We start from the raw sequence: 13,677 nt of genomic DNA on the forward strand, positions 1-13,677 counted from the left end.
TTGATAGCTGTAACCAATATTGACCGGGAGCATTGATAAAAAAACTGTATATATAAATAGTTGTTTTATCGGAGGTCAATATGCTCCATTCTGAACCAATTTATGCAGCTACTGGTATAAGTCAGCACGCGACATTTATTGATACTCAGCGCGGAATTGCTGTTGTTGAACGCGCATCAGTACCCATCGCTACTGCGGTTTTGCTCGTTTCGTTTTGTGGATGCCGGCAGTTCGCCCGCTTCCTCAGCGGTGTCCTTATTACTGAAGACGGGGAGTCGATTGAAGGTGATGCGCTCGCAGACGTGGAGCTGATCGGCGTGGTTACACACATCATCAGCAAACCTGGCTTTGACGACTGTCCGGTGATGTGATGTTTGCCCTGGTTGATGTTAATTCATTCTATGCATCTTGTGAGACGATGTTTCGTCCTGCTCTTAAGGGGCGGCCGGTGGTTGTCCTAAGCAACAATGATGGCTGCGTGATAGCGCGCTCTGCTGAAGCAAAGCCGTTCGTTAAAATGGGGGAGCCGTATTTTAAGCAGAAGGATCAGTTCCGCAGGCATGGTGTGATCTGTTTCAGCAGTAACTACGAACTTTATGCGGATATGTCGAACCGGGTTATGACAACGCTAGAGGAACTATCCCCACGGTGCGAAATTTACAGCATTGATGAGGCTTTTTGCGATCTGACCGGTGTGCGAAACTGTCGTAACCTTACCGATTTTGGCCGCGAAATTCGTGAGACGGTTCTGCAGCGCACGCATCTGACAGTTGGGGTGGGTATAGCCCAGACCAAAACCCTGGCGAAGCTGGCAAATCACGCGGCGAAGAAGTGGCAGCGGCAGACTGGCGGGGTGGTGGACCTTTCCAACATCGAGAAGCAGCGTAAGTTAATGGCTGCACTGCCGGTTGATGAGGTCTGGGGCGTCGGGCGCCGCATCAGCAAAAAGTTGGATACCCTGGGTATCAAGACCGTATTGCAGCTGGCAGACACCGATATCCGTTTTATCCGGAAGCATTTTAATGTGGTGCTGGAGCGAACTGTGCGAGAGCTGCGCGGGGAGCCCTGTCTCGGTCTGGAGGAGTTTGCTCCGGTAAAACAGGAAATCGTCTGTAGCCGCTCATTCGGCAGCCGCATTACAGAATACCATGAGATGAGGCAGGCAATATGCAGCTATGCCTCGCGCGCAGCAGAGAAACTCCGTGGTGAGCACCAGTATTGCCGCTTTATCTCCGCATTCGTCAAAACGAGCCCGTTTGCGTTGAACGAACCGTATTACGGCAACAGCGCATCGGTAAAGCTGTTGACCCCAACTCAGGACAGCCGGGACATTATAGCTGCCGCCACCAGATGTCTTGATGCTGTCTGGAAAGACGGCTACCGGTATCAAAAAGCAGGCGTGATGCTCGGCGACTTTTACAGCCAGGGCGTGGCACAGTTGAACCTGTTCGACGACAACGCCCCGCGGCAGAATAGCGAGAAGCTGATGAAAATGCTGGATCATCTCAATGAGAAAAGCGGAAGAGGGGCGTTGTATTTTGCAGGGCAGGGAATACAGGCAGGATGGCAGATGAAGAGAGAAATGCTATCACCTCGCTATACGACGAGGTTCTGTGACCTGCTTAAAGTCAAGTGATTCAGTAGTGGTTGTGCTGCTATTAGTGTCCGCTGTGAGCGAAGAACTGAACCGGAGAGTTAAGGCTCGTCGAGGGAGCGGAGCCAGGTCAGTAACCTTGTCTGTGGACTACCTTGTTCGAAGGGCAGAGGTGACAGCAGGTAATAGCGTGACCCATCTTCAACAAACCCCAGCGGTGCGGCCAGCACTCCATTATTAAGGTCATCGCAGACCTGATACCAGGAGCCGATTGCCACACCAAGGCCAGCAACCGCAGCCTGCAGGCTGAAATAAAAGTGATCAAATACCTGGCCATCATTATGAGTCATTGCGATCCCTGCCGCACTTGCCCATTCCTGCCAGGCTTTGGGACGTGTGCGCGTCTGCAGATGTTCTGCGTCAGAAGACAGCTGAATGGTATCTGCTGTGCTAACAAACCATTGTGAAACTTTATCAATACGGCATACAGGCCCCACTTTTTCTGTAAACAATGGAGCGGAATAATAGTTTTGTGGCCAGGCAAAGTCGTCCCGACGGATAGCCAGATCCACACCACTTGTAAATGAGAATGTCCCCCCTCCCGCCGCCAAATGTATCTCTGTTCCGGTATATTGTGCCTGGAAGGCCGGCCAGCGCGGTATCAGCCACCGCATCAGTAAAGTTGGTTCACATGAAAGCACAAGGCGATGTTGCAGACGTGCGAGGGACTGCAGGTCATTAACTGCCTTTTGAATAGTACCCAGTCCCTCGCGTACCGCTCGCGAAAGTGTGTGCCCGTCATCAGTCAGGAATACCCGACGACTGCGTCGCTCAAAGAGAGGTACACCCAGTTCGTCCTCGAGCAGACGAACAGCCCGACTGACCGCACCGTGCGTGAGATGTAACTCAGCGGCTGCATGACTGAAGTTCTCCAGGCGTGCCGCAGCTTCAAAGCTGCGTAACGCAAGCAATGATGGTAAGCGGGGAGAAAATAATGGTGAGTCAGACTCACTATCTTTGTCAGAAAACATCGTTATTCCAGTTGATTATTTAACTTTAAAATCAGGTCTGATTATTAAATCTCAGTGGATATGATTATGACCGAATTGTTAGCTGTTATCACTATTACTATACTGGCTGTTATCAGTCCGGGCCCTGACTTCGCGATGGTTTCGCGTAACAGCCTGATATTGTCGCGCCGTGCAGGTCTGCTGACGGCTTTTGGTATAGGGACCGGCATCATTATTCATGTTTCTTATACATTGATTGGTTTGGGTGTGCTTCTGCAGCAATCTTTATGGATGTTCAATGCCATTAGGTTTGCCGGGGCGATTTACCTGATTTATTTGGGTATCAAGATGCTTCGCACAAAGCGAGAAGATGTTGTATCCGACCATAGTGCACCCTCCATGTCTGACCTGGCTGCTTTTCGAACCGGTTTTCTGACAAATGTACTAAACCCTAAAACTTTGATCTTTATTGTCAGCCTATTTATGCAGGTGATAAAACCTGAAACGCCGCTGATGACCCAGATTTACTACGGAATTTTCATCTCATTAATGCATATTTTCTGGTTTGGCCTGGTGGCGCTTTGCTTTTCTGCAGGCCCGATACGTAGTCGGTTGATTGCAATCAGGCACTGGATAGATAGATCTTTCGGCGGCTTACTGGTCATATTTGGTACACTGCTTGCTGTAGCCAGTCGATCACGTTAGCGTTGCATCGACCCATTGAACTCACAGCACACTCCAGACTTTATCAAAGCTATAGGATTTTGATAGCCTCAATCAATTCCGCCCCCTGATTTTTAACGTTACCCACCGAACGAGATACAGGGTGCCAAGTAAAATGGTCTGCTGACACTGAGCCATCGGCAGCAATCTCGGTGGCTTCCTTACTTCCAACATCCTGCCTCATCCATTCTCGCGCTGCTTCCGGCATCAGGACCAGCGGCCGGCGGTCGTGAATATCTACGAGGCCTTGATCAGCTGAGGCGGTCACAATCAAACATCCTTCAGCTTCGTCTCCGCGTTCAAAAGGAACACTGCCGATCGCCGCCATGAAGATGGGCTTTCTGTCTTTGCGGTGGATGAAGTAGGGTTGCTTCTTGTCGCCTTCCTTTTTCCATTCAAACCAACCGTGAGCGAAACAGATAGCTCGGCCGTGTTGCCAGAGGTGCTTGAACATCCTGCTTGTCGCCGCAGTCTCAACCCGAGCATTAATCAGCGGTGGTTTATCCCACCACCCCGGGGCATAACCCCAGTGAACTGGGTCGAGGTGCAATTGTTCGTCTCGCTCGCTGAGCAGTAATACGCGGGTGCCAGGGGCAACGTTGTAACGTCCGATAGGCGCGGGATCATAGGCAATATTACGATCAGCTTCTTCGACAAGATAAGCCAGGTATTCTTCTCGGGTTTGTGATTGAGCAAAACGTCCGCACATATCAACCTCCAGTTTTCTGACTGAAAGTATAGAAGATGTGGCTGATGGGGAGAGTAGGTAGCTCCGGCAACCCGTAACAAAAAAATGGATGGCCGGAGCGAACGGAAAAAATAATGTGTACAGATTTGTGTGCTAAAATCACTTAAAACTTAAATGATTTGTTGTTAACGATCTGATTTATGGTGATTTATTTATGTTGCTCATAGGTGCTATCTTAGGGCATACCATTCCTTATGTTTCAGCGGGTTAGCCATCGCACCCAGAATATCTGATATCACGTTGACGGTAATCACCAGGGCGCCAATGACCATGACGCCGGCCGAAATGGCGGCGTAATCCTGCTGGCGAATCGCATTTATCAACCAGCGACCGAGCCCCGGCCAACTGAAGACCATTTCAGTGATCATCGCCAGGGTCAGCATGGTGGAAAACTGAAGCCCAAGACGTGGGATCACCGGCGGCAGAGCGTTGTGCAGAACGTGGCGGTGTAAAATCGTCCGCCGCGACACGCCGCGGGTGGCCGCCGCCTTCACGTAGTTGGTGTCATACACTTCGCTGGTGCTGATGCGCATCAGGCGGATCACTTCGGTGGTGGGGGCGACCGCCAGCGTCAGCACCGGCAGCACCATATGGCGTACGGCGCTGACGATCATCTCATGGCGCCACGGCGAGTCAGACAGCCAGGCGTCAATCAGCGCAAAACCGGTCACCGTTTTCACCTCGTACAGCAGGTCGAAGCGCCCGGAGACCGGGAACCAGCCGAGGGTCAGAGAGAAAAAGAGCGTCAGCAGCAGCGCCAGCCAGAACACGGGAATCGAGAAGCCGAGCAGCGCGAGGGCGCTGATCAGCGTATCGGGCCACTTGTTGCGCATTATCCCCGCCAGCATACCGACGGGGATACCCACCAGCAGCGCGAAGCCAAATGCGAGGATACACAGCTCCATGGTGGCCGGAAAAACCTCTTTCAGCTGTTCAGAAATCAGCTGGCCGTTAATGCTGGAGACACCGAAGTCCCAGTGCAACAGTCCGCTGAACCAGAACTGCCAGGCGTTCCACAGCGAGGCGCCCTGCAGCGGGGCGTGGGGCGTAAAGTAGCTCAGGCTGAAGCCGACGAAGGTCAGGAAAAAGAGGGTGACCAGCAGCAGCAGCAGGCGGCGCAGGGTAAAAATAATCATGGTTTTTTCACCTCCTCTTTTTTCTCCCGCGAGACGCCCGCAAAGGAGGCGTTGCCAAACGGACTCAGTATCAGACCTTTCATATCATAGCGGTAGGCCTGCAGACGCAGCGATGAAGCCAGCGGCAGCACCGGCAGGTCGCGGGCCAGGATATGCTGTGCCTCTTTATAGGCTTCAATGCGCGACGCCAGCTGCTGCGAGCGCAGGGCCTTTTGCAACACCTCGTCAAATTCGCGATTGCACCAGTGGGCGAAGTTGGTCTGTGAGGCAATGGCCGCACAGCTCAGCAGCGGTCGGAAAAAACTATCCGGGTCGTTGCTGTCCGTGGCCCAGCCGGAGAGCGTCAGATCGTGGTTCATGTCCATCAGTCTGGCCTCCTGGAAACGGCCTTCGACCGGCACAATAATGACCTTCACGCCAATTTGCGCCATGTCCGCCTGAATCAGCTCGGCGGTTTTGAGCGGGCTGGGGTTCCAGGCCTGCGAGCTGGTGGGCACCCAGAGCTTGAGCGTCAGCTTTTCCAGCCCCAGCGCTTTGAGCCGCTCGCGAGCTTCTTTCGGGTTGTATTCGGTAATTTTAGCGTCGTTATCGTAGGCCCACGAGGCGCGCGGCAACATTGACGCGGCGGTTTCCGCCGTACCGTAATAAATAGACTGCATCAGGCGTTGGTTGTTGATAGCCAGCGCCAGCGCATGGCGAACTTCCGGTTTATCCAGCGGCGGTCGGGCGGTATTGAACGCCAGCCAGGCGATATTCATTCCCGGGCGTAGGGTCAGACGCAGACGGGGATCGTCGCGTAAAATGGTCAACTGGCTGGCGGCAGGCCAGGCCAGAACGTCGCACTCCCCGGTGAGCAGTTTCGACAAGCGGCCGGTGCCGCCGGAACCGAGGTCGACGACCACCTGCGGCATCAGCGGTTTGCCACGCCAGTAGTCCGGATGGCGCTGCAGGCGCACGTACTGCCCGGCGCGGTACTCTTCAAGCTGGAACGGACCGGTACCAACCGGTTGACGGTCAAGCTGTTCCGGACGATCGGCTTTGATCAACTGCGCGCCGTATTCTGCAGACATGACCGACGCATAGTGGGTCGCCAGGTGCCAGAGGAATGAGGCATCCGGGCGCTTCAGGCGAAATTCGACGGTTTGGTTGTCCAGCTTGCGCACGCTTTCAACGCTGTCGGCAAACTGTAAGCTGTCGAAATAAGGGAAGCTGCTGCCGTTGACGCTGTGCCACGGATCGTCGCGGTTAAAAATACGACTGAAGGTGAAAATCACATCGTCGGCGTTAAAGGCGCGGGTGGGTTTAAACCACGATGTCGACTGGAAAGGGACGTGGCTACGCAGATGGAAGCGGTACGTCGCGCCGTTATCCAATACTTCCCAGCTTTCGGCCAGCTCAGGGACCAGACGGTAGGTATAAGGATCGACATCCAGCAGGCGATCGTACAGCTGGGCGGCTAAGGTGTCGACAATCAGACCGCTGCTGACTTTTTGCGGGTTAAAGGTATTAACCTGCCCGCTGACGCAGTAAACAAAGCCGCTATCGCGAATATCGGCATTCGCGGGCAACGTGGGCGCGGCAAGAGCCTGCCCGCACAGCAGCGACGCTACCGCCAGGAGAGAAGATATTTTCAGGCGCATAATGTTTTTATGATGATAGAGCGGTGCTCTATCTTATTAATATTGAATGACATATTCCATCACCTTCAACGCTCACAGGGACAATATCACGACGGCTGCGCCGTTGTGCTGTTCCGCAGGTTCGAATGCATACCACACCGCTACTTCGAGTATACCTCGTAAAACCACCAGGCGTTTTTATCCTCCATCTCCCTGAATAAACGGACAAAGCGTACGAGAGCACGGGTCGCGCCGATCGTGATGCTGCAAAGGGGACTATGGATTGATATTCATCAAAAACCTGAGGGTATGGTGCTCTTTTAGGCGCTTCTCAGCATATTCATGCGGTGTATGGCGGATAATGAAACATGGTATCTTTTTATTGCCACTTTCTCCAGTTAGCTGTTAATTCACCGGCGCTTACAGCGGAAGCAAGCGGTTATATCGACCGATATAATCCTTCGGCGTGATTTCGATCGCCGTCCCACCGCGATGGGTGGCGACAAAGCTGCGCAGAACCAGCCCGCTGCGCTTCTCGCTAATTTCCCAGCCCTGTTCACTGTAGGAGTCCAGGGTTGAACGGATACATAAATCGGAGAAGATCATCATTACGGAGAGGGCGGGCGACCGATGGTTTTTCATCGTGTGGGTCAAGCTGACATGGGCCGCATAGCGACTAAGAGTATGAATATTAACCGGAATCATGTGCGTTTTCAGTCCATTGAACGATGATGCGCAGACTATAATTCACATTGGCACATCTTACCAGTTACAAATAATTAACTCGGGGCGGGCGCGCCGGTTGTCATGCAATGCCGGCGAGGCGGGATAATGCGGGCCGGCCATCTGCGACCTGCCCGCATAGTTTCATGCTCAGTCAGGTGAGCGATTGGGACAGATTGACCAGCGCAAATTTAAGCACGCTGTCGCCGTTGAATGCGGCGTAGGGCAGGCTTTCAATAACCGCAATCTCCTGCTTGTCTTGCAGCACGTTAGCGATTTCATCCCGTTTATATTGAACATGCGGCGCCACTAAAACGGCGTCATAGGCCGGGGCAACGCTAAATACATTCTCCAGGCCTACGGCGCTAATTAACAGATTCAGACCCTGCGCATCCGCTATTTTTTGCATTTTCTTCGCTAAGATGTTCGCTGTCTCGCCAGACAGGCAACATATCAGTAATTTTTTCACGGTTTTATCCTCGATGGAGTACCGCAACTACCTTATTCCGCTCCCGGCGGAGAAAATGCGTGGCCCATCAATTTTGTCTGACAAATATATCCGGGCGCGAGATAAAAGGGCGGCCGGGCCAGGCGAGCTGAGCATACGGCCATCGTTTTAGTGACGTTGTCACTTGTCGTGATTCAGGTGACGCAGATCGTCCAGCAGGCCCGGACCGGTGGGCTGCCAGTTCAGCTGCTGGCGGGTCCAGACGGACGTGGCGCGTAAATCCATTCCGGCAAAGGCGGCAAACCAGCCAAAGTGGGCCGCCGCGCGATCGGCGCTCAGGGACTGCAGCGGCAGGTGCAATTTCTCCGCCACCACCTCGGCGATGCGCAGAGAGGGGATGGCCTCTTCAGCAACGGCATGATAGCGCCTGCCGGCCAGACCTTGCTCCAGCACCCGCAGGTACAGCGCGGTAACATCGCTGATGTGTGCGGCCGACCAGCAGTTATTCCCGTCGCCGACTACGGCCACGACCCCTTTTTCTGCCGCATGCGCGATGTAATAGGTCAATAAGCCCTGGCGGGTGGTGTCATGCACCTGCGGCAGTCGCACCACCCGGACATCCACCCCGGCATCCAGCAGCCGGTTTCCCGCACGCTCTGAGGCGGCGCGAGGGTTCGGGTGCGCGGGATTGAAGTGCATTTCACTGGCGGGTAGTCCGTTACCGATGTCACCCATGGCGGTACCGGAAGTGATGATGAGCGGCCGCCGGCTCCCCTGCAACGCCGCGCCGATGGCGAGAATAATGCGCTGGTCTTTTTCGCAGTTTTCCACAAAGCGGCTGAAATCATGATCGAAAGCGGTGTGGATCACCGCATCGCAGCGGGTGACCGCTTCCAGCAGCGAGCGCGGCTCTTCCAGTGTTCCGTACTGCACGTCTGCGCCTGCCGTCTGCAGCGCGAGGGCGCTGGCCTCTGAACGCGCCAGGCCGGTGACCTGGTGTCCGGCGGCCAGCAGTTCGTTGAGAATACGCGAGCCGATAAATCCGGTCGCGCCGGTGAGAAAAATTCGCATAACCTGCCTCCAGAATGAGTATCCAGGCTATGGTAGTCTTAACGCGATACGATAAAAGTAGAGACATTATCAGGGTATAAAGACTAACAGGCTGAGCATGAGCGACTCTTCAACGTATGCATTGGGTGAATTTCTGCGGGCGCGGCGTTTACGGCTCGATCCGGCAACATTTGGCTTTACGCCAGGCCGTCGGCGCACGCCTGGGCTCCGGCGCGAAGAGGTTGCTCAGTTGGCCAATATCAGCCCCACCTGGTACACCTGGCTGGAGCAGGGGCGCGGCGGAGCGCCATCCCGCGAAGTGCTGGGCCGTATTGCCGGTGGCCTGAGACTGACTACGCCGGAGCGTGAACACCTGTTTATTCTGGCATTTGGTCATCCGCCGGAAACCCGGCTGATTGTCTCCGACGACATTACCCCGCGTTTACAGCGGGTGCTGGATGCGCTCCCCGTTCCGGCAATCGTTAAAACCGTCGCCTGGGACGTGATTGCGTGGAATGATGCCGCCGCCCGCGTCCTGACCGACTACGGTCGGCTACCGCCCGCCGAACGCAATATTCTCCGGCGTCTGTTTACCAATCACACTGCGCGCAGCGCGCTGGAAGACTGGTCATCCGTAGCCCGCCTTATCGTCAGCGCCTTTCGTGCTGATGTTGCCCGGGCAGGAGCATCGACGGAAAACGAACGACTCATTGCCGAGCTCAGTCGTCAGAGCCCGGAATTTGACGCCTTCTGGCGTAGCAATGATGTGGCCGGGCAGGGCGAAGGCTTTAAGCGCATGCATCATCCGCAGCTTGGTATGATTGAGCTGGAGTTTTCCACCTTTACCGTTGACGGTCGCCCGGACCTCAACATGATGGTGTTTAACCCGGCTAGCGAGGCGAGCCGGGTGAAAATCGATGCCTGGGTCAAACAGGGCAAGCCGTCATCTGATGGTGGCGAGGTTAGTCACTTATCGGGGTAAATTCGTAGAGAACCAGGGCGTTGCTCTCCAGCGAGTCTACGACATGCCAGCCGTTTTCTGGCCGCTCCTCTGAGACGCTCAGCGCCGGGCGGGCTTTGTGCATTATCCAGTGATAATCCTCTTCGTCCGGCCCGCTCTGGCTACGAAAGGCGTCAAAAAGCGGGAATAACGCCCCGTGATGGCGATCGAAAAGATGTTGTTTAACCCGCCAGCGGCCCTCCAGCCCCGATAGCTGCACGCTATAGGGCTGACTGAAGCGTTGGATAAAAGCCTCTTCGCTGGAGAGCCAGGGGTTGAACACCACCGTATTACGTAACAGCAGCTGATAGTGTTCCCCGTGGCGTAACAGCAGCAGGTTTTTGTCATTCACCAGCACCTCACCACGCAGCCGTCGCCAGAGCCACAGCACCCAGTAAACCGGGCGCGGGAGGCCGTGCAGATAGTGCAGCGCCAGGCTCGAGGTATCCAGCTTACCGTTCGCCCGCGCTTCGCCCTGCAGGCCTGAGTTGAGCCAGAACCCGGCCAGCCATACTTGATCCGCCAGCCCCAGCAGATTATCCATCAACAGCGCGCCGCGAAAGAAACGGCCGTTGGTGTCGCGGGTGTTGCCGGTCAATGTATTCCAGGAGAGTAGCCAGACGGGAAGCGACAGCTGGCGCTGGCGCAGGGCGCTGTGGATCTGGCGCAGTTTATGTACCGGGTAGTTTTCGCTGGCGGCCAGTCTGCTGCTATCGAGCTGGGCCAGATCCAGCAGTTCGTTTGCATCAGCCTGACAGGCGAGAAAGCTGGCTTCGCTCAACAGCGGCGAACGGAGCAGTGCGTCTTCGCCAATGGCGCTCTCCGGGAAGCGATGCCAGATCCCCAGCTGCGGCTGCGGCAGTATCGCCCGCAGCGTATCGCGCTGCTGCTGCCAGGCGTGCTGGCGCGCCTCTTCGCTGGCCTGGGGTGACCAGTGCCAGACAAATCGCCAGCTGGCGAGCGTCGCCGGGGGGAAATGATTGGCCGCGAGGCGTAAAAAACGCTGTAGCAGATCGCAGCGGGTGGTCAGCCCGGTATGCAAAATCAACCCCCAGCCCATATTGGCCAGCCAGCTGAAAATTTGCTGCAGCTGGTACCAGCAGGCATAGCCTGCCATCTGCGGGTCATCCCAACCGGTGGCGAACAGTCTGCTGCTGAGAAACGGGTCATTAATATCAATCGCATAGACTGGCAGGGTATCGTGCAGCCGCTCCAGCTCGCGGCGGACATCTTCACGTAATAAATCATCCAGCTCGCGTACGGTGACCACGATTCGGGTATGGCGTAATGGCGCGGCCCGGCCCGGCAGCTGACGCAGATCAATCTGGCGGGTCTGCTGCGGATTCAGCCGCGGCGGAGGATTATCCCAGCCGTTTTTCTCCGGCTCACTCAGCCGGGCATAGAGGCGCTCCACGGCGACCGGCTGCCAGATATCGGCCTGACCGATGCGTGAGCGGGTGGATTCCGGGTGGCTCTGCGGATGCTGTTGGCGAAACTGACGCGGCGTCAGTTCATGCAGTCGTTTAAACAGGTCGCTCATGATGCGGGTGCTGGCGAACCCTTGCTCCTGGGCAATCTGCTGCACCGACTTGCGGGTGGTGAGGAGCTGTTCGGCCGCCTTGTTGAGACGCAGTGCGGTAATGTACTGCACAAAGCTTACGCCGACCTCCTTGCGAAACAGTCTTGATAGCCAGGCTTCGGAGACAAATTCCGCTGCGGCGACATCGTGTAGCGAAAGCCGCTGCTGATAGTTGGCCTCGATCCGCGCCACCACCCGGGCAATGCGGCGGCTCCACTTCTCCGCCCCGCGCTGTGTCCTGGCGATGACGGGCCGGGTATAGCGAGTGGCCAGCAGCAGGGCAATTTCACTGAGCCAGCGATTGGCTTCCAGGCGGTAGCGGGACTGGTGATTTACCAGTTCAATGACCAACAGCTGGCGCATCAGATGGCGCAGGTTATCATCGGCATCGCGGGTTGCGTCCGCGACCTGGTAGTCGACGGCGAAAAAATCACCGTCAAGACGCGTCAGCCAGCCGTAAGGCAGGGTCAGCAGCATCACCGCATTGGCGGCGGATGCGGTCAGGCTCCAGCGCTGATGACGGTTCACTATCGCCAGGTCGTCAGTATCCAACTGCTGGCGGAGTTCGCCGTCATGCAGCCCGACGCGGCCTTCCAGCACCCACAGCAACGTTAAGGCATCGCTATCCTGTTGACTGTACTGACGAACATCGCGAACCACGACGCTAAAATCGCCTGAATGGTGTTCCACCGTAACGCCCCCGCAAAGACAAAAAATAACAGGTTATTTTTTGTCATAACCGATTTGTATGAAAAGCACTCATGAATAATCCGTCAATATAAAACAAAAAACAGCGCATCGTGGGCTTTTTAACCGCATAAACTCGAAAGTGTCGCGCAAACCCAATGAAGGAATAACAAAAATGACACATCCACTTATTGAGGCATTACAGGTTAATGAAGCGCAGTTTATCGCCCTGCGTCGCCGTTTCCATCAACAGCCGGAGCTCGGCTTCGAAGAACATCAAACCAGCGATGAAGTCGCACGCCTGCTGGCCGAATGGGGCTATGAGGTGCATCGTGGTCTGGCGGGAACCGGCGTGGTCGGGACATTAACCGTCGGCAGCGGCCAGCGTCGCCTTGGTCTGCGCGCCGACATGGACGCGCTGCCGATGCAGGAGGCGAGCGGTAAAGCCTGGGCCAGTCAGGTCGATGGCCGTTTTCACGGCTGCGGCCATGACGGGCACACCACCACGCTTCTCTACGCCGCCGAGTATCTGGCGCGCACCCGGCAGTTTAATGGCACGCTACAGCTGATTTTTCAGCCCGCCGAAGAGCTGCTGTACGGTGGGCGGGTCATGGTGGAAGACGGCCTGTTCGACAAATTCCCCTGCGACCGGATCTTTGGTCTGCACAATATGCCGGGGCAGGCGGTCGGTAAAATTGGTCTGCGCGACGGCGCGATGATGGCCTCCTCCGATACCCTGCATATTGAGGTCAAGGGGGTAGGCGGGCACGGGGCGGTACCGGAGCATACCGTTGACGCCACGCTGGTTGCCTGTCACATCACGCTGGCGCTGCAATCCATCGTTTCGCGTAATATCACGCCATTTGAACCGGCGGTGGTGACCGTCGGCAGTATTCAGGCGGGACATGCGCCAAACATTATCAACGATAAGGTACTGATGAAGCTGACGGTCCGTACTCTTAACGAGCAGGTACGTGAAACGGTCCTGCAGCGCATCCACGATATTGCCGTTGCCCAGGCGGAAAGCTTTAACGCCACGGCCACCTTAACCCACGTCAACGGCAGCCCGGTGCTGAAAAACGATCCCGCCGCGAATCAGATGGTGCGCGAGGTGGCGACATCGCTGTTTGGCGCAGCGCAGGTCGGGGAGGTGAAACCGTTTATGGGCAGCGAAGATTTTGCCTTTATGCTCGAACATAATCCGAACGGGTGTTATTTCACTATCGGCGCCGGAGACGAAGCCGATCGCTGCATGGTGCATAATCCCGGATATGATTTTAACGACGAGATCCTGCTCAAGGGCGCGGCGCTGTGGTGCGGCCTGACGGAACATTATCTGCGCTAACGACCCGCGACCGGG

The 13,677-nt window shown here is 55.7% G+C and carries 13 protein-coding genes; 5 read left to right on the plus strand and 8 right to left on the minus strand.

What is annotated here, in order from left to right; all coding sequences use genetic code 11:
* Window positions 1-80: 80 nt before the first annotated feature.
* Entirely contained in the window at window positions 81-371 is a 291-nt protein-coding gene (locus BV390_RS22950) for a hypothetical protein (RefSeq protein WP_085397403.1), read from the plus strand.
* The gene (locus tag BV390_RS22955; RefSeq protein ID WP_085397404.1) at window positions 371-1,636 is read left to right on the plus strand and encodes a Y-family DNA polymerase; all 1,266 of its coding nucleotides are present in this window, start codon (window positions 371-373) and stop codon (window positions 1,634-1,636) included. The genes BV390_RS22950 and BV390_RS22955 overlap by 1 nt, the downstream gene beginning before the upstream one ends.
* A gap of 59 nt (window positions 1,637-1,695) precedes the next feature.
* Here the strand turns inward: BV390_RS22955 and BV390_RS22960 are convergent, their stop codons facing one another.
* Window positions 1,696-2,625, minus strand: a complete 930-nt coding sequence (locus BV390_RS22960; RefSeq protein WP_085397405.1) for a LysR family transcriptional regulator — start codon at window positions 2,623-2,625, stop codon at window positions 1,696-1,698.
* Between the two features lie 66 nt (window positions 2,626-2,691).
* Here BV390_RS22960 and BV390_RS22965 point away from each other — a divergent pair, with 66 nt between their 5' ends.
* Window positions 2,692-3,309: a LysE family translocator gene (locus tag BV390_RS22965; protein ID WP_085397406.1), complete on the plus strand. Its 618-nt coding sequence runs from the start codon at window positions 2,692-2,694 to the stop codon at window positions 3,307-3,309.
* Window positions 3,310-3,358: 49 nt separating this feature from the next.
* Here the strand turns inward: BV390_RS22965 and BV390_RS22970 are convergent, their stop codons facing one another.
* The 6 genes from BV390_RS22970 to BV390_RS22995 all read right to left on the minus strand — a co-directional run bounded on the left by BV390_RS22970 (window position 3,359) and on the right by BV390_RS22995 (window position 9,072).
* Window positions 3,359-4,036, minus strand: a complete 678-nt coding sequence (locus tag BV390_RS22970; RefSeq protein ID WP_085397407.1) for an SOS response-associated peptidase — start codon at window positions 4,034-4,036, stop codon at window positions 3,359-3,361.
* A gap of 209 nt (window positions 4,037-4,245) precedes the next feature.
* On the minus strand, window positions 4,246-5,211 hold the full coding sequence (sapB, locus tag BV390_RS22975) for a putrescine export ABC transporter permease SapB (protein WP_004861121.1): 966 nt from the start codon (window positions 5,209-5,211) through the stop codon (window positions 4,246-4,248).
* Window positions 5,208-6,851 carry an ABC transporter substrate-binding protein SapA gene (gene sapA, locus BV390_RS22980; RefSeq protein WP_032700159.1) on the minus strand — a complete coding sequence of 548 codons (1,644 nt, stop codon included), beginning with the start codon at window positions 6,849-6,851 and terminating at the stop codon, window positions 5,208-5,210. Before sapA ends, sapB begins: the two co-directional genes overlap by 4 nt.
* 399 nt (window positions 6,852-7,250) lie before the next feature.
* A complete protein-coding gene (locus BV390_RS22985; protein ID WP_032688090.1) occupies window positions 7,251-7,535 on the minus strand; it encodes a hypothetical protein in 285 nt (94 codons plus the stop codon).
* Between the two features lie 172 nt (window positions 7,536-7,707).
* Complete coding sequence (locus BV390_RS22990) at window positions 7,708-8,022, minus strand: PTS sugar transporter subunit IIB (protein WP_032695995.1); 315 nt, start codon at window positions 8,020-8,022, stop codon at window positions 7,708-7,710.
* A gap of 159 nt (window positions 8,023-8,181) precedes the next feature.
* On the minus strand, window positions 8,182-9,072 hold the full coding sequence (locus BV390_RS22995; RefSeq protein WP_032695888.1) for an SDR family oxidoreductase: 891 nt from the start codon (window positions 9,070-9,072) through the stop codon (window positions 8,182-8,184).
* A 97-nt stretch (window positions 9,073-9,169) separates the two neighbouring features.
* Between BV390_RS22995 and BV390_RS23000 the strand changes: the two genes are divergently transcribed.
* Entirely contained in the window at window positions 9,170-10,033 is an 864-nt protein-coding gene (locus BV390_RS23000; RefSeq protein WP_032688077.1) for a helix-turn-helix transcriptional regulator, read from the plus strand.
* Here BV390_RS23000 and BV390_RS23005 read toward each other — a convergent pair.
* Entirely contained in the window at window positions 10,014-12,320 is a 2,307-nt protein-coding gene (locus tag BV390_RS23005; protein ID WP_032700158.1) for a helix-turn-helix domain-containing protein, read from the minus strand. The genes BV390_RS23000 and BV390_RS23005 overlap by 20 nt on opposite strands.
* A 172-nt stretch (window positions 12,321-12,492) precedes the next feature.
* On the opposite strand from BV390_RS23005, the gene BV390_RS23010 reads away from it, so the two are divergent.
* Window positions 12,493-13,662, plus strand: coding sequence for a M20 aminoacylase family protein (locus BV390_RS23010; RefSeq protein WP_032700157.1), 1,170 nt, complete (start codon window positions 12,493-12,495; stop codon window positions 13,660-13,662).
* Window positions 13,663-13,677 lie beyond the last annotated feature (15 nt).

It is taken from the genome of Klebsiella sp. YJ (genome assembly GCF_002108615.1).
GTDB classification, from domain to species: domain Bacteria; phylum Pseudomonadota; class Gammaproteobacteria; order Enterobacterales; family Enterobacteriaceae; genus Klebsiella; species Klebsiella planticola.

What these genes read in the sequence shown, in the direction of transcription:
- BV390_RS22950 (WP_085397403.1), top strand. Translation starts at nt 81, where the DNA reads ATGCTCCATTCTGAACCAATTTATGCAGCTACTGGTATAAGTCAGCAC.
- BV390_RS22955 (WP_085397404.1), top strand. Translation starts at nt 371, where the DNA reads ATGTTTGCCCTGGTTGATGTTAATTCATTCTATGCATCTTGTGAGACG.
- BV390_RS22960 (WP_085397405.1), bottom strand. Translation starts at nt 2,625, where the DNA reads ATGTTTTCTGACAAAGATAGTGAGTCTGACTCACCATTATTTTCTCCC.
- BV390_RS22965 (WP_085397406.1), top strand. Translation starts at nt 2,692, where the DNA reads ATGACCGAATTGTTAGCTGTTATCACTATTACTATACTGGCTGTTATC.
- BV390_RS22970 (WP_085397407.1), bottom strand. Translation starts at nt 4,036, where the DNA reads ATGTGCGGACGTTTTGCTCAATCACAAACCCGAGAAGAATACCTGGCT.
- sapB (WP_004861121.1), bottom strand. Translation starts at nt 5,211, where the DNA reads ATGATTATTTTTACCCTGCGCCGCCTGCTGCTGCTGCTGGTCACCCTC.
- sapA (WP_032700159.1), bottom strand. Translation starts at nt 6,851, where the DNA reads ATGCGCCTGAAAATATCTTCTCTCCTGGCGGTAGCGTCGCTGCTGTGC.
- BV390_RS22985 (WP_032688090.1), bottom strand. Translation starts at nt 7,535, where the DNA reads ATGATTCCGGTTAATATTCATACTCTTAGTCGCTATGCGGCCCATGTC.
- BV390_RS22995 (WP_032695888.1), bottom strand. Translation starts at nt 9,072, where the DNA reads ATGCGAATTTTTCTCACCGGCGCGACCGGATTTATCGGCTCGCGTATT.
- BV390_RS23000 (WP_032688077.1), top strand. Translation starts at nt 9,170, where the DNA reads ATGAGCGACTCTTCAACGTATGCATTGGGTGAATTTCTGCGGGCGCGG.
- BV390_RS23010 (WP_032700157.1), top strand. Translation starts at nt 12,493, where the DNA reads ATGACACATCCACTTATTGAGGCATTACAGGTTAATGAAGCGCAGTTT.